Source organism: Dermacoccus nishinomiyaensis, assembly GCF_900447535.1.
Taxonomy (GTDB): Bacteria; Actinomycetota; Actinomycetes; order Actinomycetales; family Dermatophilaceae; genus Dermacoccus; species Dermacoccus nishinomiyaensis.
Window position 1 is genome coordinate 190,369 of the sequence record NZ_UFXX01000002.1, and the last position, 24,643, is coordinate 215,011.

General features: G+C 69.8%; 25 protein-coding genes, 2 tRNA genes and 1 other RNA gene. 8 read left to right on the forward strand and 20 right to left on the reverse strand.

Annotated features, from left to right (window positions below):
- Positions 1-14: 14 nt before the first annotated feature.
- Complete coding sequence (locus DYE07_RS12710; protein WP_074045540.1) at positions 15-1,016, reverse strand: NAD(P)H-dependent glycerol-3-phosphate dehydrogenase; 1,002 nt, start codon at positions 1,014-1,016, stop codon at positions 15-17.
- Positions 1,017-1,107: 91 nt separating this feature from the next.
- On the reverse strand, positions 1,108-1,878 hold the full coding sequence (locus DYE07_RS12715; protein WP_115297209.1) for a lysophospholipid acyltransferase family protein: 771 nt from the start codon (positions 1,876-1,878) through the stop codon (positions 1,108-1,110).
- A 171-nt stretch (positions 1,879-2,049) separates the two neighbouring features.
- On the opposite strand from DYE07_RS12715, the gene DYE07_RS12720 reads away from it, so the two are divergent.
- A complete protein-coding gene (locus DYE07_RS12720; protein ID WP_115297210.1) occupies positions 2,050-2,274 on the forward strand; it encodes a cold-shock protein in 225 nt (74 codons plus the stop codon).
- 21 nt (positions 2,275-2,295) lie between these two features.
- Here the strand turns inward: DYE07_RS12720 and DYE07_RS12725 are convergent, their stop codons facing one another.
- From DYE07_RS12725 to leuC, 3 genes are all read right to left on the reverse strand, one after another.
- The gene (locus DYE07_RS12725) at positions 2,296-2,622 is read right to left on the reverse strand and encodes an HU family DNA-binding protein (RefSeq protein WP_038568864.1); all 327 of its coding nucleotides are present in this window, start codon (positions 2,620-2,622) and stop codon (positions 2,296-2,298) included.
- Between the two features lie 292 nt (positions 2,623-2,914).
- A complete protein-coding gene (gene leuD / locus DYE07_RS12730) occupies positions 2,915-3,508 on the reverse strand; it encodes a 3-isopropylmalate dehydratase small subunit (RefSeq protein WP_038568866.1) in 594 nt (197 codons plus the stop codon).
- A 25-nt stretch (positions 3,509-3,533) separates the two neighbouring features.
- Positions 3,534-4,925 carry a 3-isopropylmalate dehydratase large subunit gene (gene leuC / locus DYE07_RS12735; protein WP_006947513.1) on the reverse strand — a complete coding sequence of 464 codons (1,392 nt, stop codon included), beginning with the start codon at positions 4,923-4,925 and terminating at the stop codon, positions 3,534-3,536.
- 119 nt (positions 4,926-5,044) lie between these two features.
- Between leuC and DYE07_RS12740 the strand changes: the two genes are divergently transcribed.
- A complete protein-coding gene (locus tag DYE07_RS12740; RefSeq protein WP_038568870.1) occupies positions 5,045-5,797 on the forward strand; it encodes an IclR family transcriptional regulator in 753 nt (250 codons plus the stop codon).
- 235 nt (positions 5,798-6,032) lie between these two features.
- Here the strand turns inward: DYE07_RS12740 and DYE07_RS12745 are convergent.
- The 5 genes from DYE07_RS12745 to clpS form a co-directional block, all read right to left on the reverse strand.
- Positions 6,033-6,105: transfer RNA gene (locus DYE07_RS12745), tRNA-Glu, on the reverse strand.
- Positions 6,106-6,231: 126 nt separating this feature from the next.
- Positions 6,232-6,303: transfer RNA gene (locus tag DYE07_RS12750), tRNA-Gln, on the reverse strand.
- Between the two features lie 168 nt (positions 6,304-6,471).
- The gene (gene gltX / locus DYE07_RS12755; RefSeq protein ID WP_062257662.1) at positions 6,472-8,034 is read right to left on the reverse strand and encodes a glutamate--tRNA ligase; all 1,563 of its coding nucleotides are present in this window, start codon (positions 8,032-8,034) and stop codon (positions 6,472-6,474) included.
- 35 nt (positions 8,035-8,069) lie between these two features.
- Positions 8,070-8,711 (reverse strand): DUF2017 domain-containing protein, encoded by a 642-nt coding sequence (locus DYE07_RS12760; protein ID WP_074041187.1) that lies wholly within the window; start codon positions 8,709-8,711, stop codon positions 8,070-8,072.
- Positions 8,711-9,031, reverse strand: a complete 321-nt coding sequence (gene clpS, locus DYE07_RS12765) for an ATP-dependent Clp protease adapter ClpS (RefSeq protein WP_006947542.1) — start codon at positions 9,029-9,031, stop codon at positions 8,711-8,713. Before clpS ends, DYE07_RS12760 begins: the two co-directional genes overlap by 1 nt.
- A 15-nt stretch (positions 9,032-9,046) precedes the next feature.
- Between clpS and DYE07_RS12770 the strand changes: the two genes are divergently transcribed.
- Positions 9,047-10,378, forward strand: a complete 1,332-nt coding sequence (locus DYE07_RS12770; RefSeq protein ID WP_115297211.1) for a nicotinate phosphoribosyltransferase — start codon at positions 9,047-9,049, stop codon at positions 10,376-10,378.
- Positions 10,375-10,980, forward strand: a complete 606-nt coding sequence (locus DYE07_RS12775; RefSeq protein ID WP_115297212.1) for an isochorismatase family protein — start codon at positions 10,375-10,377, stop codon at positions 10,978-10,980. Before DYE07_RS12770 ends, DYE07_RS12775 begins: the two co-directional genes overlap by 4 nt.
- A 94-nt stretch (positions 10,981-11,074) precedes the next feature.
- Here the strand turns inward: DYE07_RS12775 and DYE07_RS12780 are convergent, their stop codons facing one another.
- Positions 11,075-11,917: an RDD family protein gene (locus tag DYE07_RS12780; protein ID WP_115297213.1), complete on the reverse strand. Its 843-nt coding sequence runs from the start codon at positions 11,915-11,917 to the stop codon at positions 11,075-11,077.
- 142 nt (positions 11,918-12,059) lie between these two features.
- The gene (locus DYE07_RS12785) at positions 12,060-13,832 is read right to left on the reverse strand and encodes a DEAD/DEAH box helicase (RefSeq protein ID WP_062257651.1); all 1,773 of its coding nucleotides are present in this window, start codon (positions 13,830-13,832) and stop codon (positions 12,060-12,062) included.
- Positions 13,833-14,041: 209 nt separating this feature from the next.
- On the opposite strand from DYE07_RS12785, the gene DYE07_RS12790 reads away from it, so the two are divergent.
- On the forward strand, positions 14,042-14,281 hold the full coding sequence (locus DYE07_RS12790; protein ID WP_062257649.1) for a hypothetical protein: 240 nt from the start codon (positions 14,042-14,044) through the stop codon (positions 14,279-14,281).
- Positions 14,282-14,465: 184 nt separating this feature from the next.
- On the opposite strand, the gene DYE07_RS14560 is transcribed toward DYE07_RS12790, so the two are convergent.
- Positions 14,466-14,969, reverse strand: coding sequence for an MFS transporter (locus DYE07_RS14560; protein ID WP_147286940.1), 504 nt, complete (start codon positions 14,967-14,969; stop codon positions 14,466-14,468).
- 168 nt (positions 14,970-15,137) lie between these two features.
- On the opposite strand from DYE07_RS14560, the gene DYE07_RS12800 reads away from it, so the two are divergent.
- On the forward strand, positions 15,138-15,503 hold the full coding sequence (locus DYE07_RS12800; protein WP_115297214.1) for a hypothetical protein: 366 nt from the start codon (positions 15,138-15,140) through the stop codon (positions 15,501-15,503).
- Between the two features lie 12 nt (positions 15,504-15,515).
- Here DYE07_RS12800 and DYE07_RS12805 read toward each other — a convergent pair whose 3' ends face one another.
- The 4 genes from DYE07_RS12805 to DYE07_RS12820 all read right to left on the reverse strand — a co-directional run bounded on the left by DYE07_RS12805 (position 15,516) and on the right by DYE07_RS12820 (position 20,095).
- A complete protein-coding gene (locus DYE07_RS12805; protein WP_050786634.1) occupies positions 15,516-15,851 on the reverse strand; it encodes a DUF3039 domain-containing protein in 336 nt (111 codons plus the stop codon).
- Between the two features lie 68 nt (positions 15,852-15,919).
- Positions 15,920-16,483, reverse strand: a complete 564-nt coding sequence (locus tag DYE07_RS12810) for a YqgE/AlgH family protein (RefSeq protein ID WP_237723749.1) — start codon at positions 16,481-16,483, stop codon at positions 15,920-15,922.
- Between the two features lie 102 nt (positions 16,484-16,585).
- Entirely contained in the window at positions 16,586-19,477 is a 2,892-nt protein-coding gene (locus DYE07_RS12815; RefSeq protein ID WP_115297216.1) for a DEAD/DEAH box helicase, read from the reverse strand.
- 264 nt (positions 19,478-19,741) lie between these two features.
- The gene (locus DYE07_RS12820) at positions 19,742-20,095 is read right to left on the reverse strand and encodes a VanZ family protein (protein ID WP_115297217.1); all 354 of its coding nucleotides are present in this window, start codon (positions 20,093-20,095) and stop codon (positions 19,742-19,744) included.
- Positions 20,096-20,205: 110 nt separating this feature from the next.
- Here DYE07_RS12820 and DYE07_RS12825 point away from each other — a divergent pair, with 110 nt between their 5' ends.
- On the forward strand, positions 20,206-20,856 hold the full coding sequence (locus DYE07_RS12825) for a hypothetical protein (RefSeq protein ID WP_115297218.1): 651 nt from the start codon (positions 20,206-20,208) through the stop codon (positions 20,854-20,856).
- 20 nt (positions 20,857-20,876) lie between these two features.
- Here DYE07_RS12825 and DYE07_RS15490 read toward each other — a convergent pair whose 3' ends face one another.
- The 3 genes from DYE07_RS15490 to ssrA all read right to left on the reverse strand — a co-directional run bounded on the left by DYE07_RS15490 (position 20,877) and on the right by ssrA (position 22,634).
- Positions 20,877-21,239, reverse strand: a complete 363-nt coding sequence (locus tag DYE07_RS15490) for a HipA domain-containing protein (RefSeq protein WP_186322174.1) — start codon at positions 21,237-21,239, stop codon at positions 20,877-20,879.
- Positions 21,148-21,915, reverse strand: a complete 768-nt coding sequence (locus DYE07_RS15495) for a HipA N-terminal domain-containing protein (protein ID WP_115297219.1) — start codon at positions 21,913-21,915, stop codon at positions 21,148-21,150. Before DYE07_RS15495 ends, DYE07_RS15490 begins: the two co-directional genes overlap by 92 nt.
- Positions 21,916-22,267: 352 nt before the next feature.
- Positions 22,268-22,634: a transfer-messenger RNA gene (gene ssrA / locus DYE07_RS12835) on the reverse strand.
- 407 nt (positions 22,635-23,041) lie between these two features.
- Here ssrA and DYE07_RS12840 point away from each other — a divergent pair.
- Positions 23,042-24,622: an MFS transporter gene (locus DYE07_RS12840; protein ID WP_115297220.1), complete on the forward strand. Its 1,581-nt coding sequence runs from the start codon at positions 23,042-23,044 to the stop codon at positions 24,620-24,622.
- Positions 24,623-24,643 lie beyond the last annotated feature (21 nt).

Below are 24,643 nucleotides of genomic sequence, written 5' to 3' on the forward strand. Positions count from 1 at the left end.
CGCCTGGCCGGCCGTCAGACGCGTTCGCTCTTGCGCGAACGCGACATGAGGGCGCGCACCATCTCCTGCGGGCCCCACCCTTCGTAGAGGATGGCGTGCACGCCGTCGCAGATCGGCATGTCGACGTCGACGCTGCGTGCGAGTTCGACGATGGAGCGGCACGACTTGACGCCCTCGGCCGTCTGGCTGACCTGTGCGGTCACCTCTTCGAGCGTCTGCCCCTCGCCGAGGGCCAGCCCGAAGGCATGGTTGCGCGACAGGCGCGAACTGCACGTCGCGGCCATGTCGCCCACACCGGCGAGACCGAGGAACGTCTGCGGGTCGGCGCCGAGCGCCGCACCGAGGCGGGCCGTCTCCGCGAGACCGCGCGTCAGGAGCGTCGCCGTCGTGTTCTCGCCGAGGCCCAGGCCATGGGCCATGCCGACGGCGAGCGCGATGACGTTCTTCACCGCGCCCGCGATCTCCGTGCCGACGACGTCCGCGTTCGTGTAGGGGCGGAAGTACGGGGCGGCGCAGGCCTCTGCCACCTTGGCGCGCAGCCCGTGATGCGGCGCTGCGACGACGGCGGCGGCCGGCTGCTTCTGCGCGATCTCCTTCGCGAGGTTCGGCCCGGAGACGACGGCGACCTGCGCGAGCGGCACGCCGGCGACCTCCGCGATGACGTCGCTCATCCGCAGGTGCGTGCCGAGTTCGATGCCCTTCATGAGCGACACGAGCGGCGCGCCCTGCGGCAGCACGTCGCGCCACTGCTCGAGGTTGCCGCGCAGCGACTGCGACGGGACGGCGAGGACGACGAGGTCGGCGCCCTCGAGCGCCTGCGCGGCGTCCGCCGTCGCGCTGATGCGCTCGTCGAGCTGCAGCTCGGGCAGGTAGGCGACGTTGCGGCGCTCGGTGTTGATCGCGTCAGCAGCCTCCGCACGGCGCGCCCACAGCGTGACGTCGGTGCCTGCGTCGGCCATGACGGCGGCGAACGCCGTGCCCCAGCTTCCGGCCCCCATGATTGCGGCGCGTGTCATCGTCTCGTCCTTTCGTGGAGTTCGGTGCGGTCGGACAGATCGGCGCTGTGAGGCAGGTCGGCGCGGAGGCCACTGGGCCAGGTCGGCGCGTTCATCGCGAGCCTCGCGCGTCGGTCGGGCGCGAGACGGTGCGCGGGTTGTCGAGCGGCGGCGCGCCGGGTCGCTCGCCGCGGATCTCGCACAGCAGCTCGAGGATGGCGGCCATGAGGCGCCTGGTGGCCTCCGTCAGCACCTCGGTGTCGAGGTCGCGCCCGCGCAGATCGTCGAGGTCGACCGGCTCGCCCGCGACGACGGTGACGTCATGACGGCGCGTCAGCAGGTGCGGCACGACGTGGCGGGCGCGACTGGTCGGCGGGATGATTCGTTCGGGCCCCCACATCGCGACGGGGACGAGCGGGACGCCCGTCGTCAGCGCGATGCGCGCGGCGCCGGACTTGCCCGTCATCGGCCAGAACGCGCGATCCCGCGTCAGTGTGCCCTCCGGCAGCAGGCAGACGAGGCGGCCGGCCGCGACGGCGTCGACGGCTTCGACGAAGCTGTCCTTGGCCCGTGCGGTGCCGCGGTGGACGGGGATCTGCCCGGCGCGGCGCAGCAGCGGCCCGAGGACGGGGACGGCGAAGACCTCGGCCTTGCCGAGGAAGTGCGGCAGGCGACCCGCGCCGTAGAGGAGGAAGCGGCCGATGACGAACGGGTCGGAGTAGCTGAGGTGGTTCGCGGCGATGACGGCGCCGCCGGTGGCGGGAACGTGCTCGGCGCCTCGCCACGTCTCACGCAGCCACGGCGCCACCGCCGGGCCGACGGCTTTCGTGATGACGGAGACGACGGCGTTGCGCTCTCCCGCATCGAGCGAGATCTTCGCCATGGGCACCTCCTGTTCGTCTCGCACTCTAGTGGCACGACACGTCCAGGGCATTCGTCGCAGCGTTGCGATCCATGAGGCCGGGGCATCTGGCAGCATGGGAGGGATCGCTGTGAGAGGGTACGAGACCCGCGCACCTCGCCGTCACCGGTCCGAGCCGCCGAAGGAGCCGCCATGACCCATCACACGCAGGCCAGCGTCCACCGCTTCGACGAGGCGACGTTCACGGGTGAGCTCATCACCGACGCCGGCCGGGTGCTGCCGTTCGACGCCGACGCCTTCGCGCGCAGCGGCCTGCGCACCCTGCGCGTGGGGCAGCGTCTCAATGTCGATCACGGGCCAGGCGGAATCCGCCGGTTGTGGATCGAGGGCATCGGGACGGGCCAGCAGATCCGCTGACGCCGCCCGACGCGGTGCGTCTCAGCGCTCGACGCGCGCGCGACCACCGGCGTTGCCGGAGCGGGGCAGCTTCGACGGGTCGGCCGTGACGGCCTTGAAGTTCGTACCAGGGGTGAACTTGGGCACGGAGGTCGCACCGATGCGCACCGCTTCGCCCGTGCGCGGGTTGCGGCCCGTGCGGGCGGCGCGGTCGACGCGCTCGAACGTGCCGAATCCGGTGATCCCTACCTTGTTGCCGGCAGCGACCTCTCGGATGATCACGTCGACGACGGCCTCCACGGCCTCCAGTGCGGCCTTCTTGCTGCCGAGGCGCACCTCGAGGCGATCGACCAGGTCTGCCTTGTTCATCTTTCGTCCTACCCCTTTTCGTCCGTCCGTCACGGCTCGATCCCGTCCTGCGTCTCGACGTGGGCCAACGGTACCGAGTGGTTGCATCCCCGTCCATTGGGTGAAGTCTTCGTCGTCCGCCGTGCGGCGCCCACGCACCGAACACGCGTAGGCCGATCGTCATAGATCAGCATGACGGTCGCCGACCATGTTGCGGCCGTAAGCGATTCGCAGACACCTCCCCGGGCGCCGCACCTCACACACGCGCGCCACGAGCGCGAGGCCTCCCGCGCGGCGGTCAGCGCGATCTCACCTATCGGACGAGCGTCGACGGCTTCCAACTCGGACGAGCGTCTTCGAACGCTTCGATGTCGTCCTCGTGACGCAGCGTCAGCGAGATGTCGTCGAGGCCCTCCATGAGGCGCCAGCGGATGTAGTCGTCGACAGCGAACGGCACGACGAGCTCCCCCGCGTGGATCGTGCGCGAGCCCAGGTCGACCGTGATCTGCGCGCCCGGTTCGTTGTCGAGGTACTTCCACAGCAGTTCGACGTCGCCCTGCTCGACCTGCGCGGTGAGCAGGCCGGCCTTGCCCGAGTTGCCGCGGAAGATGTCGGCGAAGCGCGAGCTGATGACGACGCGGAAGCCGTAGTCCATGAGGGCCCAGACGGCATGCTCGCGCGAGGAGCCCGTCCCGAAGTCGGGGCCTGCGACCAGGACCGAACCGTCGCGGTAGGCCTCGGTGTTGAGTACGAACGACGGGTCCTTGCGCCATGCGGAGAACAGCCCGTCCTCGAAGCCCGTGCGGGTGACGCGCTTGAGGTAGACGGCTGGAATGATCTGGTCGGTGTCGACGTTGCTGCGGCGCAGCGGCACCCCGACGCCGGTGTGGGTGGTGAACTTGTCCATCGATGTCTCCTGATGGCTCAGCGGGTCACAGATCGGCCGGCGAGGCAAGCGTGCCGGTGACGGCGGTCGCGGCGGCGACCTGTGGGCTGACGAGGTGCGTGCGTCCGCCCTTGCCCTGGCGCCCTTCGAAGTTGCGGTTCGAGGTCGACGCGCTGCGCTCCCCCGGCTCGAGCTGATCGGGGTTCATGCCGAGGCACATCGAGCAGCCGGGCAGGCGCCACTCGGCGCCGGCGTCGGTGAAGACGGCGTCGAGCCCCTCCGCCTCGGCGTCGAGACGCACCTTCGCCGAACCGGGCACGACGAGCATGCGCACGCTGTCGGCGACCTTGCGCCCGCGCAGCACGTCCGCCGCGGCGCGCAGATCCTCGAGACGCCCATTGGTGCAGGAACCGAGGAAGACGGTGTCGATCGCGATCTCCTTGAGCGGCTGACCGACGCTCAGCCCCATGTACTCGATGGCGCTCGCGGCGGCATCCTTCTCCGAGTCGTCGCCCATCTGCTCGGGGTCGGGCACGGCCGCCGTCAGCGGCAGGCCCTGGCCCGGGTTGGTGCCCCAGGTGACGAACGGCGCGAGCTTCGTCGCGTCGATGACGACCTCGGCGTCGAACACCGCGTCGTCGTCGGTGCGCAGCTGCTTCCACGCCTCGACCGCGTCATCCCACTCGGCGCCCTGCGGCGCATGGGGGCGGCCTTCCAGGTAGTCGAACGTCGTCTGGTCGGGCGCCACCATGCCGGCGCGGGCGCCCGCCTCGATCGACATGTTGCAGATCGTCATGCGCGCTTCCATCGACAGCGCTTCGATCGCCTTGCCGCGGTACTCGAGGACGTAGCCCTGGCCGCCGCCGGTGCCGATCTCGGCGATGACGGCGAGGATGATGTCCTTCGCGCTGACGCCGTCCGGCAGGTCGCCCTCCAGGGTGATCGCCATCGTCTTGAACGGCTTGAGCGGCAGCGTCTGCGTCGCGAGGACGTGCTCGACCTCGCTCGTGCCGATGCCGAACGCGAGCGCGCCGAACGCACCGTGCGTCGAGGTGTGGCTGTCGCCGCAGACGATCGTCGCGCCGGGCTGGGTGAGGCCCAGCTGCGGGCCGATGATGTGGACGATGCCCTGCTCGGCGTCGCCCATCGGGAACAGGCGGATGCCGAACTCCTCGCAGTTGCGGCGCAGCGTCTCGACCTGGGTGCGGCTGACGAGGTCGGTGATCGGGCCCGGCGTCGTCGGGACGTTGTGGTCCTCGGTGGCGAGCGTGAGGTCGGTGCGACGCACGGTGCGCCCCGCGAGCCGCAGCCCGTCGAACGCCTGCGGGCTCGTGACCTCGTGGAGCAGGTGAAGGTCGATGTAGAGCAGGTCGGGCTCGCCCTCCGCGCTTCGCACGACATGCTGCTGCCACACCTTCTCGGCCAACGTGGAACCCACGTCATCCTCCTTCGATCGACGGGTCGTCCGACCCACGAGACACCGTTCTGCGACAAGCGTTACCCTTTTACCGGCGGACCGGACTTGCGTCTCGGTTCATGAGACTGCAATATCAGTACATGGACAATTCAAGTGGCGTCGGAGTCCTCGACAAGGCTGCAGTCGTGCTCTCCGCCCTCGAGGCAGGGCCCTCCACCCTCGCCCAGCTCGTCGCAGCCACCGGCCTCGCTCGCCCGACCGCCCACCGCCTCGCGGTCGCGCTGGAGCATCACCGCCTCGTGGCCCGTGACATGCAGGGACGCTTCGTCCTCGGCCCCCGACTCGTCGAGCTCGCCTCCGCCGCCGGTGAGGACCGCCTGCTCGCCGCCGCCGGGCCCGTCCTCGGCGCGCTGCGCGACCACACGAACGAGAGCGCCCAGCTCTTCCGCCGCCAGGGCGACCAGCGCATCTGCGTGGCGGCCGCCGATCGCCCGATGGGTCTGCGCGATTCCATCCCCGTCGGCGCGACGCTGTCGATGCAGGCCGGCTCCGCGGCCCAGGTGCTGCTCGCCTGGGAGGAGCCCGACCGTCTGCACCGTGGCCTGCAGGGCTCCAAGTTCACCGCGACGATGCTCTCCGGCGTGCGCCGCCGCGGATGGGCTCAGTCGGTGAGCGAGCGCGAGCAGGGCGTCGCGTCAGTCTCCGCGCCGGTGCGCTCGCCCAGCGGCCGCGTCATCGCCGCCGTCTCGATCTCCGGCCCCGTCGAGCGCGTCTCCCGTCAGCCCGGGCGGCTGCACGCCGCAACGGTCGTCGCCGGCGCCAACAAGCTGACGGAGGTGCTCGCGCGCGCCGCCGCGCAGCAGAAAAGCGTCGCGCCACCCACGACGCGCTGATCCACCCCTGACGACGATGCCCTGCCGCCCCAGACGGGGCGGCAGGGCATCGTCGTGTGCTTGGGCAGGTGCACGTGACCTGCGGCCGTCCGGTGGCGATTCCTGGATCCCGCATTCGAGCGCACGAATGATCAGGACCCGAAAAAGGTCGGTCTGAGCCGAGACGGCGACAGAAAGAGAAGGCAAACAAGAAATCCCCACCGCATTTCTACGGTGAGGATTTCTTGTCTCGATGTAGCCCCGACGGGATTCGAACCCGCGCTACCGCCTTGAGAGGGCGGCGTGCTAGGCCACTACACAACGGGGCCATGGCCTGCTTCGTCAACCTTTCGGCCCTTCAGCAGCGAGGAAAACTTTAACTCATGTCATCGTTTTCCCGAAATCACTCTGTGAGCGCGTGACGCGGGCGTCACCTTCTGCACAAGCGATCTGCGCTGGGGTACCAGGACTCGAACCTAGAACAAATGAACCAGAATCATCCGTGTTGCCAATTACACCATACCCCAATGGGGGTTGCAGTGATCGAACAGCGCGCCTCGCGAGGCCTTCCGTTCGTTCCCCGAACCGAGTGAAAACTTTACCGGAGGTTTCCCGGGACGACAAATCGACCGGCGCCCTGCCGCGCCGGCCCTGACGCATCCGTCAGGGCCGACAGGCAGGCGCGCCCCGGTCGATCACAGGCTCGCGCGCAGGTTCTTCAAGCGTTCCATCGTCGAGTGCTTGCCGAGGATCTCCATCGACTCGAACAGCGGCGGTGAGATGCGCTGACCGGACACGGCGGTGCGCAGCGGGCCGAAGGCGAACTTCGGCTTGATGCCCAGGCCGTCGACGACGGCCTCGCGCAACGCGGCCTCGATGCGCTCGTGCACCCACTCGATGCCCGTGCCGTCAGGCTTGCCGAGCGAACCCGAGATGGGCTCCAGGGCCGCGATGGCGGCGTCTAGCACCTGCGGGGCCGTCTCCTTGAGCTGCGCACGGGCGTCGTCCGCGATGGGCAGCTCGGCGTCGTCGGTGAAGAACGGTGCGACGAGCGGCGTCGCCTCCGACAGCAGGTTGATGCGAGTCTGGATCAGCTCGGCGACGAGGTTGAGGCGACCCAGCTGCGGCAGCGACGGCTGCTCCGGCAGCACGCCGTCCGCGACGAGGAACGGCAGGATACGCGCGGCGAAGTCGCGAGGCTCGAGCTCGCGGATGTAGTGACCGTTGAGCCAGTTCAGCTTGTCGAGGTTGAAGATCGGGCCGACGGTGTTGACCTTGCTCCACTCGAAGTTCTCGCTGAACTCCTCGAAGGTGAACACCTCGCGCTCGGTGCCGTCCGCCTCGATGATCGGCGGGTAGCCGAGCAGCGCGAGGAAGTTGAGCAGCGCCTCCGGCAGGTAACCCTGCTCCTTGAACCACGTGAGGCGCGCCCACGGGCTCTTGCGCTTGGAGATCTTCGCCTTCTTCTCATCGCGCAGCAGCGGCATGTGCGCGAACTTCGGCGGCTCGAGGCCGAGGCCCTGGTAGAGCAGGATGTGCTTCGGCGTCGAGCTGATCCACTCCTCACCGCGCACGACGTGCGTGATGCCCATCTCGTGGTCGTCGACGACGACGGCGAGGTGGTACGTCGGGAAACCGTCGGCCTTCATGATGACCTGATCGTCCGGGCGGGGCGCCTTGACCTCGCCTCGGATGAGGTCGTCGAACACGAGCGGCGCGTCGTCGGGGATGAACATGCGCACGACGGGGTTCTCGCTGAAGCCGGGCTCGGCGGCGCGCTCCTCACGCGACTTGCCGTAGCACATGCGGTCGTAGCCGGTCGGCAGCTTCTGCTTCTGCTGGAGCTCGCGCATCTCGGCGAGCCGCTCGCTCGTGCAGTAGCAGTAGTAGGCCTTGCCCTCGTCGATGAGCTTGTCGACGTACGGCTTGTACGTGTCGAGCCGCTCACTCTGACGGTACGGCGCGTACGGGCCGCCGACGTCGGGGCCCTCGTCCCAGTTCAGGTCGAGCCAGTGCAGCGTGTCGAAGATCTGCTGCTCGGAATCGGCCTGGAAGCGCGCCCGGTCGGTGTCCTCGATGCGCAGGACGAACTTTCCGCCCTGCTGACGCGCGAACGCAAGGTCGAACATCGCCATGTAGGCGGTGCCGACGTGCGGGTCACCCGTCGGCGACGGCGCGACGCGCAGACGGACGGCGCCGGGGCTCGTCTCGCCGGGCGTCGAGGGGGTGGGGGCTGAGGTGGCAGTCGAGTCGCTCATGATGTCTCCATCGTAGACGGCCGTTGCGCTGCGCCTCAGGCCTCGCGCATCACCGCGAGCGTCACCGATTCGGCGAGCCAGGTGAGGAAGTCGTAGTAGGCGGCCATGAGCTGTTCCTCGTCGCTCGGCACCTGCCCACGCTCGACCTGTTCGACGAGTGCGTCGGCATCCGCATCGGTGCGCACGCCGAGGCGCTCGGCGAGCACGAGCCGCACGTCCGTCAGCGCCATCATCGTCGCGCGCGCCTCGGCCTCGTCGAGGACGACGTCGCGGGGTTCGCCGGCGCTCATCGTCTGCGCGAGGTCGACGTTCGCACCCGCGCGCTCGAACGCCGTCATCGCCGTAGCGAGGTTACGCAGCTTGCGATCGCGCAAGGAGGCCTCGGTGAGGCGGCGGAACTCGGCGGCCGCGCCGTCATCGTCCTTGACACCGTCGGGCAGCAGCCGACGAAGCGCCGGGTCGCGTGGAGCCTCCCGGGCGCTCATAGAGCGTCCGAGCGCCGCGAACAGCTCGTCCTCGTCGGTGCCGCGCGGCGCGTCGGGTGCGTCGTCACTACCGTCGGAGAGCAGGACGCTCGTCTGGTGCATGAGATCGACGACGACGGCGCGTTCGACGTCGTCGAGACGTCCGACGATGCGCCGCTCGTCGGACGGGTCACGCCGGAATGCCTCGGCCATCAGCCCTCCTGCTCGTAGGTCGCCCACAGGCTGTAGCCGTGCATGGCGATCGTGTCGGCCTCGGCCTTCTCGCGGCTGCCCTTGCTGACGACGGCGCGGCCCTCGGTGTGCACCTGCATCATGAGCCGCTCGGCCTCCTCGCGGGAGTAGCCGAAGTAGTCCTGGAACACGAAGCTGACGTAGCTCATGAGGTTGACGGGGTCGTTCCACACGAGCGTCACCCACGCCCGCTCCCCCACGTCCTGGGGGTCGGGGTCGGCGAGCTGCTTGGCCAGTTGCTCGAAATCGATGTCTGGAGGCGCGATCGACACGTCAACCACCTTAGAGTTCGATACGTGACTTCCACCATCTCGGCCTCGACGGCCCTGCTTACCGACCACTACGAGCTCACGATGCTCCAGGCGGCGTTGCGCTCCGGTGCGGCCCACCGCAAGAGCGTCTTCGAGGTCTTCGCCCGCCGCCTGCCCGACGGCCGCCGCTTCGGCGTCGTCGCGGGCACGGGTCGTTTTCTCGAGGCGTTGAAAGAGTTCCGGTTCACCGAGGCCGAGATCGACGACCTGCGTCGACGCGCCGTCGTCGATGAGCCGACGCTCGAGTGGCTCGCCAACTACCGCTTCTCCGGTGACATCCACGGCTACGCCGAGGGTGAGTGCTACTTCCCGGGCTCGCCGCTCGTCGTCGTCGAGTCGACGTTCGCCGAGGGCGTGATCCTCGAGACGTTGATCCTGTCGATCCTCAACCACGACTCAGCCGTCGCCGCCGCTGCGTCGCGCATGGTGCTCGCCGCCGACGGCCGTCCGTGCATCGAGATGGGCTCGCGTCGCACGCACGAGGAGGCAGCGGTCGCAGCCGCGCGCGCCGCGTACATCACGGGGTTCGCGGCCTCCTCCAACCTCGAGGCGGGACGTCGCTACGACGTGCCGACGACGGGCACGTCGGCGCACGCGTTCACGCTGCTGCACGACGACGAGCGCGCCGCGTTCACCGCGCAGGTCGACTCGCTCGGCAAGGACACGACGCTGCTCGTCGACACCTACGACGTGAAGAACGCCGTCAAGATCGCCGTCGAGGTCGCGGGCCCCGAACTCGGTGGGGTGCGTCTGGATTCCGGCGACCTGCTCGTGCAGGCCCGCGAGGTGCGCGAGCAGCTCGACTCACTCGGTGCCACAAGCACGAAGATCGTCGTGACGAGCGACCTCGACGAGTACGCCATCGCCGCCCTCGCAGCCGGGCCGGTCGACGCGTACGGCGTCGGCACCTCCCTCGTCACCGGCTCCGGCGCGCCGACGGCCGGCATGGTCTACAAGCTCGTCCAGCACGCGAGCGACGACGGCCAGATGATCGACGTCGCGAAGAAGAGCAAGGACAAGATCTCCGTCGGCGGACGCAAGTGGGCGCTGCGTCGCCGAAACGCACAGGGAGTGGCCGAGGCCGAGATCATCGGCATCGGCGAGCAGCCGGTCGACGACGGCGACGACCGTGCGCTGCTCGTCCCGCTCGTCAGGAACGGCGAGGTCGTCGCGCCGACGGACGCCGCGAGCGCCCGCGCGGTGTACGAGCGTTCCCGCGCGGAATTGCCGGCGAAGGCGCGTCAGATGTCGCGCGGTGAGCCCGTCATCCCGACCCGGTACGAGGGTCCCGGTTTGGGCGGGGTGACGCAGCGATGAGCGCGCCGAACGTTGATGCCGGCACGCGCCGGGCACTCGTCGTCGTCGACGTGCAGAACGACTTCTGCGAGGGCGGTTCGCTCGCCGTGGCCGGGGGCGCCCAGGTCGCCGCGGCGATCGCCGACTACGTCGCGCTCGCCGATTACGACGTCGTCGTCGCGACGCAGGACTGGCACGTCGACCCCGGCGAGCACTGGAGCGAGACCCCCGACTACCGCGACTCGTGGCCCGTGCACTGCCGCGCCGAGTCCGACGGCGCGGCGTTCCACGACGGATTCGCGCCCGCCGTCGATCGGCTCGACGCGATCTTCCCCAAGGGCAGGTACGCCGCGGCCTACTCAGGATTCGAGGGGTCTTTCGCCGGTGGCGATGAGTCGCTCGCCTCCTGGTTGCGTGACGCGGGCGTCGGCAGCGTCGACGTCGTCGGCATCGCGACCGACCACTGCGTCCGCGCGACCGCGCTCGACGCCGTCAGCGAAGGTTTCGCCACGCGCGTGCTGCTCGGCATGACGGTCGGCGTCGCAGCCGACAGCACCGACGCGGCGCTCACGACCATGCGCGACGCGGGCGTCGAGCTCGTCGGTCAACCCGTCGTCGGCTGAGAACGCGGCCTGCGTGCCGGGCACGAAGATGGACGAGAATCGCCGATGTGGACGCCATTAGCGAAGGTGGACGAAAATCGCAGGTGGGGCGGGGTCAGCGGGTGCGGCGCACGACGCTGCGGGCCGCGAGGTCGTCGAGGCCCTGACGGAGGCGGTTGCTCAGCGCCCACAGCAGGATCGCGATCTGCAGCAGGCCCGCGATGCCGGCGAGCACGGCGACGAGCGACATCAGATCCGGCACGTACTTGATGAGAGCGCGCACGGCGCTGCGTGCCATCGGCAACTTCTGCGGCGAGCGGGGGTCGCCCTCCTCGATGGGCGCCACGCGGATGCCGAGCGCCGACTTGCCGAGCGTCGCACCACGCAGTGACGTCATCAGGGTGTCGTAGACGAATCCGGCGACGAACAGCGCGAGCGCCAACGCGAGCGGCGGCGACGTCAGGTCGTCCGGGAAGGCCGGCATCTGCCCACCGTTGCTCGCGGCGGTGCTCGCCTCGTCGATGAAGTCGCGGAACTCGTCGATCCACGAGTGCAGGAACGGCAGCATCGCGAGGGTGACGGGCACCCCGAAGATGATGCGGTCGAGGAAGTAGGCGAAGAAGCGGCGCCACACCCCCGACGGCTCCCCCGCGCTCGTTCCGAACGCCGTCGGGCGCTGATCATGAGCCCGCGGCTGCGGGGCACCGAAGCGATGCTGCTGCTCCCCGCTGCCCTCGGGGCCCCAGTGAGCCGGATAGGTGCGCGGCTCGCCGTCACGGCGCGGCGGTGCGTCGAGGTGCTGGACCGGGTGAGCCTCCCCGACGTGGTCGAGGCCCGGGCGCAGCTTCGGCATGGTGCGCTCGGTCCACAGGATGCCGTCCCAGTACCTCAGCTGGGTGGCGTCGCGGGGGTCGTCGTACCAGCCCGACGAAACGGGCGCGTGCGGCTGCTCAGTCATGCGTCTACCCTATCCGCCCCGGCATGACGCGCCGGGCGCGATGAGCCGTGCGGATGAGCCAGGCAGGCAGTGCCTCGTACCGCACTGCATCCCACATGACACCCGCATGCTGAGGGCCTCGCGGGCTGAGGGCCTCGCAGGCTCAGCGCCGACCGACGAACCAGCGACGGATCAACTCGATGCGTTCGCCGACCTGTTCGGAGGAGGCCTTGTCGAGCGTCGGCCCCCCGCACTGCTGACGCAGATCGTTGTGGATGACGGCATGCGGCTGGCCGCTCTTGCGCGCGTACTGCGCGACGAGGCCGTTGAGCTCCTTGCGCTGCTTGGCGAGGGCACGGTGTGCGGCGACGGGTTCGTCGTCGTCGGTGCGTCGCGTGCGCCCGGCCTTGGCCTGCTTGGCCTGGCGTTCACGCAGCAGGCTCGCCATCTGATCGGGTTCGAGCAGACCGGGCAAGCCGAGGTATTCCTGCTCGTCCTCGCTGCCGACGTCACCGCCCATGCCCCACTGCTGCGCGTCGAACAGGACGTGGTCGAACTCGGCCTGCGACTCGAGCGCCTCGAAGGTGCCGTCGTCGGCGAGCATCCCGGAGGCCTTCTCCTCACGGTTGGCCTCGGCGAGCAGCCCCTCCTCCTCCGACCACATGTTGTCCTCGGGGTTCTCCCCCGCGCGCTGCGGACGGTCGAGGGCGTGGTCGCGCTGCTCCTCGAGACGCGAGGCGTGCTCGAGGATGATCGGCACGGTCGGCAGGAACACCGACGCCGTCTCGCCGCGCTTGCGGGCGCGCACGAAGCGTCCGACGGCCTGGGCGAAGAACAGCGGCGTCGACGTCGACGTCGCGTAGACGCCGACGCAAAGACGCGGCACGTCGACACCCTCGGAGACCATGCGGACGGCGACCATCCACCGCTCGCTGCTCTTGGCGAAGTCCTCGATCCGGGAGCTCGCGCCGGCGTCGTCGGAGAGCACGACGGTCGGTTTGGTGCCAGTGATCGCCTCGAGCGTGCGCGCGTAGGCGCGCGCGGCCGTCTGGTTCGAGGCGATGACGAGGCCGCCCGCGTCGGGCACGTGACGTCGCACCTCCGACAGGCGCTTGTCGGCGGCCTGAAGCACGGACGGGATCCACGCGCCGTTCGGGTCGAGCGCGGTGCGCCAGGCGCCTGCAATGGCGTCCTTCGTCATCGGTGTGCCGAGACGCGCCGCGATCTCGTCGCCGGCCCGGGTGCGCCATCGCATGTTGCCGCCGTAGGCCATGAACAGCACGGGCCGGACGACGCCGTCGGCGAGCGCCTCGGCGTAGCCGTACGCGTAGTCGCTCGCCGAGCGACGGATGCCGGCGTCGTCGACCTCGTAGCGCACGAAGGGGATGGGGCTCGTGTCGCTGCGGAACGGGGTACCGGTGAGGCAGACGCGTCGCGCGGCGCCGTCGAATGCAGTGCGCAGCGCCTCGCCCCAGCTCTTGTTGTCGCCGCCGTGGTGCACCTCGTCGAGGATGACGAGCGTCGGCGTGCGCTCGGTGCGGATGCGGTGCACCTCGGGGTTGCTCGCGACGCCCTGGTAGGTGAGGGCGACCCCGTCGTAGTCGGACGCCTCATCGACCTGACGGTTCGTGAACCTCGGGTCGATCTGGATGCCGACGCGCGCGGCCGCGTCGGCCCACTGCGTCTTGAGGTGCTCGGTCGGCGCGACGATCGTCACCTTCTTGACGATGCCGCGCCCCAGCAGCTCCGTCGCGAGGCGCAGCGCGAACGTCGTCTTGCCGGCGCCGGGGGTTGCGACGGCGAGAAAATCGCGCGGATCGGTGCTCAGGTACCGCTCCAGCGCACCGGCCTGCCAGGCGCGCAGCTTGCCCGCGGTACCCCACGCGGCGCGCTCCGGGAAGGCGGGTGAGAGGTGCTCTGCAGCCGAGGTACTCATAGGCCGAGCAGTCTACCGGCGCCGAACGAACTCCCCGACCTGGCCGCCGCCACCGACCGTTCAGGCCGGCCGGAACGCGCGCGACAGCCCCCACGAGGCCGGGGACGAGCACCATCGGGACGGCGAATCCGTAGCGCAGGGACGTGTCGCCGAGCGCGCCCGTCCCCGTCAGCACGGCTCCGAGCAGGGCGCCGACGTAGTTGAACTGGTTGAAGCGCGCGTTGATCGCGTCGCTGCCGGCTTGGACGGACGCCGCGTCCGCCTCCGGGTGTGCGTCGCGGGCGAGGCGCGCGGCCACCGAGTACGACAACGGCGCGACGAGCGCCGCGGGGCCGAGCCGCGCCGTCAGCCAGTCGCCGCAGCTGCGGCTGAGCAGCGAGCACACGAGGTACGGCAGGGTGGCGACGGCGACGAGCGAGGCCGGTGAGGCGAAGGTGTGGTGCAGGTAGGTGGGCGCCCACGTCGTCACGGCGATGTCGACCATGTAGAACACGACGAGCGCGAGGGCGAGGGTGAGGATGCGGCGCCAGGGCAGGCTGCGCGCGGCGGGGGCGTCGGCCCCGGATGCGATGGGCGCCGGTTCCGGCCGCGCGTGCGGGACGTACGGCGCGAGCGTCGCGGCGGCGGGCAGGATCATGAGCACCGCGGCGGCGACGCGAAGCCCCAGCGATGCGTCGCGAGCGCGATGAGCGTGCCGAGGACGCCGCCGCGCGTCCACGCCCCGTGGAACGTCGACATGAGCGGGCGCCCGTAATGGTGCTCGATGGCGACGGCCTGCATGTTGCACCCGGCGTCGACCAGGCCGAGGCCCAGGCCATACGCAGCCATCACCGACTCCAGTGCGCCGACGCCGTGCGCGAGGCCGATGTGCGGCAGCGCGACGACGATGGCGGCGAAGCCGACGCGCAGGCTGCGCGTCGTGCCGCCGCGCGCGGCGAGGAACTCCCGCGCCACCGAACCGAGCCCCCGCGCACAGCACGAGCGCGATGGGGGCAGGCTGCCACCGCCGGAGCCCACTCGTCGCCGCTTCGTCGCTTCACCCAGCAGGCTCCCAGCTGACGAGACGGGCTGGGTCGCGACGGCGCGTCGAAGGGTGTCGGAGGCGCGCCGGGCGACGGCGGAGGGTGGGGTGAGCATCACACCCTGGAGTTGAGTAGCGCTCAACCCACCATGCGGGGCGTCCGCGCGCCTAGGGTGGAGTCAGTCATGGACATCGAGCACTCGATGGCCCCGGCGGCGCGTCGCCGCTCGGTCCATCGAGGCCGCTCACCCCTGGCCGGGGCTCGCAGGGAAAGGACGAGAGTCATGGTTCGCACGAGAGCCCAACTCACCGATGCTCAACGCGAGAAGCTCAGCGCCGTCACTGCGGCGCGCGAAGCGCGTCTCGCCGCCGAAGCGGAGTACCGGCGGGCGGTCGCCGCCGCCGATCAGGCGAAGGTGACGAAGAGCGCCATTGCCGAGGCGGCCGGCGTCAGCGTCGAGGCCGTCCGCACGGTGCTCATCCGCATGGCCGAATCGCACGCGCCCGCAGTCGAGGTTCGTGAGCACCTGACGGGGGTGGACGGCGGCTCCGCGACGGCGTCCACCGCCGCGGGAGTGGTCGTCACCAGCGCCGTTGGTGCGGCCCCGGTCACCGGCGACGTCAGGCAGCCTGTCGCGAAGGCGAGCTGACGCCCGTCCGCGTCACTCCCCGCCGTCCTGCGGCGGACGCAGGCCCTGGTAGATCTCCTTGCACGTCGGGCACACCGGAAACTTCTCCGGGTCGCGGCCCGGTACCCACACCTTGCCGCACAGCGCGGTGACGGGCTCGCCCGACAGCGCCGACTCCATGATCTTCTCCTTGCGCACGTAGTGCGCGAAGCGCTCGTGATCGCCGGGCTCGGAGAGCTGGTGGTCGACCTGCTCTCGCTCCAGCACCGCCGTCGACGTGCCCGGCCCTCCGAGGCCGCCCGGGCCGTCGGGCGCGCCGAGGGGCGATGACGGGTCGTCGATCGAAGAGTTCCACACAACCGGGTTCATGGGCGCCAGTGTAGGCGCGCCGCCCGCGGCGGGCCAGGGGGCAGCGAGCCGAGGCGTCAGGCGGCGGGTCAGTTGAGCGTCGGGTCGTCGGGGAACGACGCCAGGAGGCACGTCGGGATGGGTTGGCGTGCGAGGACGCGCGCCCACAACGTCTCGGGGTCGGCGTCGAACAGGTCCGCGATCTCGGGTTCGGCGCGCACCCACCACCCGTCGGCGAGTTCGACGTCGAGTTGGCCCGGCTCCCAGCCGCAGTTGCCGGCGAACACGCGCAGCCCCGACAGCTGCGGGGCGACGATCTCCGGCGGCGCGTCGAGGTCGACGACGGCGAGCGAACCGAACAGTCGCGTGGCGCCCACGACGTCACCGCGCCCCGGCACGCCCGCGAGCGCGACCGCCGTGTCGAGGCCGACGGGCCCGCCCTGGAAGAGACGATCGGGCGTCGAGCACGCGGACTGCCACCCCGGAAGGACCGAGTCGACACCGGCCTCGAGCGGTTCGGTGAGCACGACCCCCTGGGCGCCGTCGTCACCGTGGTGGAGGACGAACACGACGCTACGGGTGAAGATGTCACCCTCGTCGCGGTCGTGGGCACGAGGCACCGCGACGAGCAGTCGGCCGGTCAACGAGGTCACCCGTCCATTGTGGAACACGCCCGCCCCGAACGCGATGTTGCCCGGTGATCGGGGCACGGGGCCCCGGATCACCGGGCAACATCAGCGCAGATTCAGTCGGCGTCAGTCGCGGTTGCCACGGTAGCCACCACGGTCGCCGCCGTACCCACCACGACCCCCCTGGCCGCCGCGACCACCGAAGCTCTGACGACGGTTCTCGCGCTCGAAACCACCGTCGATGTCGTCGCGGTAACCGCGCCCGCCACCGAAGCCGCGGTCGTCGCCGCGTCCGCGGCCCTGGCCACGGTCGTCGCGGTCGTTGAAACGTCCACGACCACCACGGTCGAAGCCGCCGCCACGGCCGTAACCGCCGCGCCCGCCGTCACGACCACCGCGGTCGTAACCACCCCGGCCACCGCGCTCGTAGCCACGGCCGCCGCGACCACCACGGTCGTTGCGCGGCGCGAGGGTGCGACGCAGGTCGTCCTCGGAGATCGAACGGCCCTCGGGCGTCGAACCGCCCGCGGCGACGATCGCCTCGTCACCGGGGCGCGTGCGCACGAGGCTCACGTCGACGCCGGCGGAGTCGAGTAGACGCTGCATCGAGCGGCGCTGGTGCGGCAGCGCCAGGGTGATGACGGTGCCCTTCTCCCCTGCGCGGGCCGTACGGCCGGCGCGGTGCAGGTAGTCCTTGTGGTCGGCCGGCGGGTCGACCTGGAGCACGACGCCGACCTCGTCGACGTGGATGCCGCGCGCCGCGACGTCGGTCGCGACGAGCACGGGCACACGCCCGTCCTTGAACGCCGACAGGACACGGTTGCGCTGACCCTGGTTGAGGCCACCGTGCAGCGCGGCAGCCATGACGCCCTGCTCGCGCAGCTCTGCGGCGACACGGTCGGCGCCCATCTTGGTGCGGACGAACACCACGGTGCGTCCCTCACGGTTCGCGACCTCGGCCGTCACGACCTTCTTGTCGCGCGGCTCGATGAGCAGCGCGTGGTGCTCCATCGTCGTGACGGTGGCGGTGCCGTCGTCCGTCGAGTGCGTCACCGGGTCGACGAGGTACTTGTCGACGACGGTGTCGATGCCACGGTCGAGCGTCGCGGAGAACAGCAGGCGCTGGCCGCCTTCGGGCACGAGGTCGAGGATCTCGGTGATGGCCTCGAGGAAGCCCATCTCGGCCATGTGGTCGGCCTCGTCGAGCACGGCGATCTCGACGCGGCTCAGGTCGGCCGCGCCACGCTCGATGAGGTCGGACAGGCGACCCGGCGTGGCGATGAGGACGTCGACGCCGCGCTCCAGCGCGGACAGCTGCGGCTCGTACGGCATGCCACCGGCGACGAGCTTGTGCTTGAGACCGACGACGTGGACGAGCGGCTGCAGCGCATCGCTCACCTGCATCGCAAGTTCACGCGTCGGCACGAGGACGATGGCGCGCGGCTGGTGCGCGCGAGCCTTGCCGCCCTCGGCGAGACGCGCCAGCATCGGCAGACCGAAGCCGAGCGTCTTGCCCGAACCCGTGCGACCGCGGCCGAGGACGTCCTTGCCGGCCATCGCGTCGGGAATGGTCGCCGCCTGGATCGGGAACGGCTTCGTGATGCCGTCACGCGCCATGCGCTCGACGAGCGCCTCGGGCAGCCCGAGCTCGGTGAACGTCATGATGACGCTCTCGTCGATCTCGTCCGACTCGCTCTCGTCGAAGCCCGCGTGCTCGCCGTCGGCCGTGCCCGCGGTGGCGTTCGTGGCGTCGGCGGGGTCGGTGTTCTGCGCGTCGGTGTTGTCGGCGTCAGAGTTGGTCGTGTCGGAGTCGGCGGCGTCAACACCGTCGCGCTCGGCGTCCGTGGCGTCGGCGGTGGGAGCGTCGTCGACGCGGACGTCACCCTCGACGTCGCCGTCGACGTGGACGCGCTCGTCGGGGTTCTGTTCGCCGACGACGTCGACGTTCTCGCGCTGGATGTTCTCGCTCGTGGCCGCGTCGGCCTCGACGGTGGTCGCCGCGACGTCGGCGTTCGCCGCCGTCACGTTCTCGACCTGCGCGTCCTCGACGCGGGACTCGTCACGCACGGGGGCGTCGTCGAACGAGCGGTCGGGGCGCCCGAAGCGCTTCTCGCGGTCGAAACCGCCCTCACGGCGGTCGTCGCGGCGCTGGAAGCCGCCGTCACGGCGGTCGCCACGGTTGAAACCGCCGCGGTCGTCGCGACGCTGGAAGCCGCCCTCGCGACGGTCGTTGTCACGGTTGAACCCACCGCGCCGGTCGTCACGGCCCTGGTAGCCACCACGACGGTCATCACGGTTGAAGCCACCGCGACGGTCGTCACCGCCACGGAAACCGCCCTCGCGACGATCGTTGTCGCGGTTGAAACCACCACGACGGTCATCGCCACCACGGTTGAAACCACCGCGGTCATCGCGACGCTGGAAGCCACCCTCGCGACGCTCGTCGCGGCCCCCGAAACCACCACGACGGTCGTCGCCACCGCGGTTGAAACCGCCACGGCGGTCGTCGCCGCGGAAGCCGCCGTCACGTCGGTCGTTGTCGCGGTTGAAACCACCACGACGGTCATCACCGCCGCGGAAGCCGCCCTCACGGCGGTCGTTGTCACGGCTGAAACCACCACGGCGATCATCACGGCCCTGGAAGCCGCCACGGCGCTCGTCGCTGCCGCGGTTGAAACCACCACGACGGTCGTCGCCGCCGCGGAACCCGCCCTCACGGCGGTCGTTGTCACGGCTGAAGCCACCGCGTCGCTCATCGCGGCCGCGGAAACCACCGTCACGGCGGTCGTCACGGGCCTGGAAGCCGCCACGACGCTCGTCACCGCCGCGGAACCCGCCCTCACGGCGGTCGTTGTCACGGCTGAAACCGCCGCGTCGCTCGTCGCGTCCGCCCGCGGCGCCGTCGCGGCGTCCTCCGAAGTCGCGGCCGCCGGAGCGGTCCTGGCCGCGCTTGGCGCCGGCCTTGTCGGCGTGCGACCAGCGCGGCTTCTTGCCGTTGTTGTTGTTCGTCGAAGACATGGGTGTGAACCTCTCGGTCGAGAGCACCGAAGGCGAGCACGCCAGAGAGCCCGTGGAGCACGTGGGCTGGAAGGATTGCGTACTGGGTGGATCGGCGCTGTTGCGTGGGATCTCGGCGCTCACATGACGGCGTCACATCGTGGGTGACGCTCAGAGAACGGGCCTACTCTCACCACCACGTGCCGTCACAGGGAGTAGCTGCGGGCACGCTCAAACCGAAAGCAAACCTACTGAACGCAAGATCAATGGTCCCCCAAGTCTACGTCACGCCCGGCGGCGCAGCTGACGCGTCAACCCCCACGCCAGGATGATTCCTGTCACATCGGCGAGTGCGTCGCGCCAGTCCGCGTCGCGCTCCACGACGTCCGTGCCCTGGATCAGTTCGGAGATCGGCGCATAGAACGCGAGCATGAGCGCCACCCATCGCCACCGTCCGAGCAGTGCCAGGAGGGCGGGTCCGCCGAACATGCAGGCGTGGACCACCTTGTCGGCGTGGGGGAACAGCTCACCTTCTGCCCCGCTCGAATGGAACACGTACAGGAGGTACGTCTGCAGTGCGAGGGCGAGCACGAGCAGCGCGCGGCAGGCGCGGACGAGGCGGGAGTCGGAAGGGGACATCCCGTGCAGTATCGCACCGCGCACGTCCGGCGCCCTCTCGGCGGGTTCTCAGGCTGTCGGCCTAGCTTCGAGCGGCTGCGACGAGGCAACCCCGCGCCCAAGGAGCTCTCATGACGGTGTACTTCGATCACGCCGCCCACGTCGCGACGATGTGGCTGCCGCAGCTGTCCCCCACCCACGCGACGGTCGTCTCGACGCTCGCCGCGCTCGCGTTCTGCGCCGTGCTGATCGGCGCGATCGCGTGGATGTTCGCGTCGATGTGCCTGGAGCAGGCCCACCCGTGGCGCTTCGGCGTGATCGCGGCGCTCGCCGTCGTCGCGCTCGTGGCGGCGGTGCCGTCGATGCGTCATCGCGTGGCGGGCCCGGCGCCCATCGCGTCGGCCACGGCGACGATCGAGCGCGCCGACGCGTTGAGCGCAGCGCGTGCCGCCGCCGTCCCTGAGAAGGACTGGCGCCCGGAGGCGAAGGCCGTCGCCGCGCCGGCCTCGAGTGACGTGACGTGGTCGCCCGATGACCTGCACGCCCTCAGCGTCGCCGCGCAGAAGAAGAACGGGCTGACAGAGACGAACGCGCGAAGCCGCATCGAGGTCGACTCGACCGGCCAGGACACCGCGACGATCGCCGCGCACGGCACGACCTACCTGACGAAGGACGACAAGCGCGTCCGCTGCGTTGCACGCGTCAAGCACGTCGTAAAGAACAACGTCGGCCGGCCGCTGGCCGCCGACCTCGACCAGGTGGTGTGCGTCCCGGCGGCCTGAGGACACTGCGTTCTGCTGCCTCACACGGCCCGTGCCCCTTTCACGGCTCGACCCCGACGCTCACACCTTCTTGGAGCATTCGGGGCCGGAGCCACGTGCAATGGACTCCGGTGAGCGAAGCGGGCGCCCACAGACACGGCATCGCCCCACCGATCCAGCGGAGGCGTCATGTGGGGCGAGATCCAACACGACGGGGCCGGGCGCTCCCCCAACACCTCGCGGGTTCGCTGCCTCATCACACCGTCGAACCCGTCGCGCACGGCTCGATCGTGGTGCGGTTGGAAGCCGTGGTTACGCAGGTGGTTGTCCTTGTTTCCCACGAGGAGGTTCAGCACTGTGCGCTTCCACAGCTCCGCGAGATCCACACGGCCGGAGGCGGCCATGTGCGGTTCGAACGCTTCGGCCACCGCCACCAACGGTGATCCCAGCGTGTGCGGCGATGTCCAGGCAGACCTTCTCCCATGCGACGACGTCGGTGTCGTCCTTGGTCGAGGTGAACTTCGCCAACATGAGGTGCCCGTTCTCGTCCACGACGACGGCCTTGGGGCGCGCACCACCCATCGACGAACCCGCATCGAACGGTTCCTTGATGTCCGCGTCGCTGTCCGTGTGACTCTCCGCTCGCTGCGCCACCGCCTCGAGGTGAGCCATGTCAAGCATCTTGGGCACGCCTGCGCTCTCGCTCATCTCGACTCCGTCGCGCGCGAAGCGAAGTGCGCCCATCCGTAGCCGGTCGCGCACGGCGAGAAGGACGTCGACTGCGCCAGGCACACCCCTGCCGTCGGCCTGCCACGTCCGTTCGATGATCTGCCGGCCCCACCGAGCAGGTGCGCTGTCCGAGAAGACCAGCGGCAGGGCCCCCTTCTCGGCATATGTCACCTGAGGCGCACTGCCTGCCAGCACGGGCAGCGCCGGCGACAGCGAGTAGCCGTATTCAGCGCCCGCCCACGACTCCTCATAGCGGAAAGTGCCACCGCTTCGTGGATGCGGATGCCACGTACCGACCGTCATGTCCTCACCGTCGACCGACGTCGAGACGCTGATGGCGGCGCCGCTCATCTCTCAATCCTCCAGCGGCGCAGAGCTGGCCAAAGCCCTCCCGCGTGCGTACTGGTGGTGGGGATCGGTGGACGCCACGAGCTCGTCCATGGGCGATCTATTGATCGAGAAGTCGGGCGGGACGGCCATCAACCCGGCCGGTTTTGTCGCGATCTATGACGCCGATCGTGCAGCGGTGGCTCGGCATCGGCGAGTGGTGCGCGCCGGACCGCACGACGTGCAAGAGCCCGCCGTCACCCCTCGAGAGGGATGACGGCGGGCTCCGTGCCACACGCGTCACGCAGCAGCCTGATTCACGCTGCGTGACGAGTTCTGCGAACAGCCGCTCGGCCTCGCGACCGATGCATGGAGGTGGTGGAGATGGGGGGAATTGAACCCCCGTCCATCGACGGCGATCCAGGGCTTCTCCGGGCGCAGTCATCCTGCGGATTTTCTCGGCCCCGCGGCAAGGAATGACACATTCCGCGACAGGCCCAGTCGAGTGAGAGTCCCACAACGCCCCTCGACAAGACGTTGCAGCAAGTTCTCTAGCTGATGCCAGACACTGAGTCGAGAACTAGCTCAGGCTGACAGACTTCGGGCTCGCTCAGGCGGCGAGGGCGAAGTCGGTGCGCTTGGAATCGGCACCTATAAGTTTGCAGAGAGCGTTAACGAGATAACTCTGCATCCTCGGCCCGCTTCCCCTGGGACGGCGACCGATGTCGAAACCGATCATCCCCATGGAAACTGTTCGCTCTGTGGAGTTGTGCTTGCTGACGAATCAGCGTCCGTCAGTCTAGCGGTTCAACAGCGAAGGACGCGAGCGCATTCCCACCCGCTGCGCCTCTGCCGTGTCATGCGCCACACGAGGATCGCTTGGCGCCTCACCCCGAGAGGTCTATCGTTGTTCCTCGGTCGTTGCATCTTCAATCACCTCGCCGCACGGACACGTTGCGTCGCGCCACGGCCGATCCCATCCCGACGAACGGCGGCCAACGCGCGGCTGCACTCCCCCAGGGCAGCGCCCGATCGCCCTGCTGCCCGCGTTCGATCCCGCGCGCATCACACTCCGTCGGTTCCTCGCCGGCCTCTCCCCCCACGCCTGCCCCGGCCCCTCAAGGGCGCCAACTCGAGAAAGGAGGGGCTGATGTCGACTGCTGCTGTCAGCACTCACGGCCCCGACGCACCCCTGGAGTCATCCACCGACAACCCCGCGAAGCCCAACCTCAGCCTCGCGCTCTTCGTGATCGCCTGCGCCCAGCTCATGATCGTGCTCGATGGGACGGTCGTGAACATCGCACTACCCCACATCCAGACCGATCTGCACTTCAGCCAGTCCGGCCTTCAGTGGGTCGTCACCTCCTACGCGCTGGCTCTCGGTTCGCTCCTGCTGCTGGGCGGGCGCCTCGGCGACATCTTCGGACGCCGCCGCATGTTCACCGTCGGCATCGCCGTGTTCGCTCTCGCCTCGCTGCTCGGCGGCATCGCGCCCAACCCCACCCTCCTGCTCGCCGCGCGCGTGCTCCAGGGTGCCGGTGCGGCGCTGGCTCAGCCGGCGGCACTGGCCCTCGTCAACACGACGTTCCCGCCCGGCAAGGAGCGCAACCGCGCCATGGGTGTCTATGCCGCGATGTCCGGCGCCGGTGCAGCGATCGGCCTCATCCTCGGCGGCGTGCTGACCGAGATCGACTGGCGCTGGACGATGCTCATCAACGTGCCCATCGGCATCGCCGTCGCCGTGCTCGCACCCCGCGTGCTCGTCGAATCCGACGGTCACGAGGGCACCCTCGACATCATCGGCGCCGTCACGGCGACCGCGGGTCTGTTCGGCATCGTCTACGGCCTGTCCAACGCCGCGTCCCACTCGTGGGGCGACACCTGGACCCTCGTGCCGCTGATCGTGGGCACGCTGCTCGTCATCGCGTTCGCTGCCATCGAGAGCCGCACCGAGCACGCCCTGCTGCCGATGCGCATCCTCGCCGACCGCACGCGAGGCACCGCCATCCTCGCGATGCTCATCATGGGTGCCGCGATGTTCGCGATGTTCTTCTTCCTCGGCCTGTACATCCAGCAGGTGCTCGGTTATTCGCCGGTCAAGTCCGGTTTCGCGTTCCTGCCGTTCAGCCTCGGCATCGTCATCGCCGCGGGCCTGTCGCAAAACCTCGTCACGCGCATCAAGCCGCGCTACCTCTCGGGCTTCGGCGGCCTGCTCGCAGCAGCGGGCATGTGGTCGTTCACCCAGCTCGACACGCACTCGAGCTACGCGACGCACCTGCTGCCCGGCATCTTCGTCATGGCCCTCGGCATGGGCTTCGTCTTCATCCCGATGACGCTCGCCGCCTCCCACGGCGTCGAAGCGAAGGACTCGGGGGCCGCCGCCTCCGCGCTCAACACCGCGCAGCAGATCGGTGGTTCGATCGGTCTCGCCGCTCTCACCACGGTGTATTCGCACTATGCGACGCAGCGTGCCGACGAGCTCAAGGCCGCCGCCGCTGCCGCGATGGCGAAGGTGCCGACGTCGGTGCAGGAAACGGCTGAGTTCAAGTCGAAGATGCAGGCCCAGCAGGCAGCCGGAGCGCTCGACGTGCAGACCTTCGCCTCGACGCACGGGTTCTGGGTGGCCTCCGGCATGCTTCTCGTCGGAGCCCTGCTCATCCTGATCTTCATCACGATTCGCAGCGACGAACTGCAGACCGACGGGGCAGCGCCCACCGCGCACGTGGGCTGACGCGGTCGCTTCAGCTTGCAC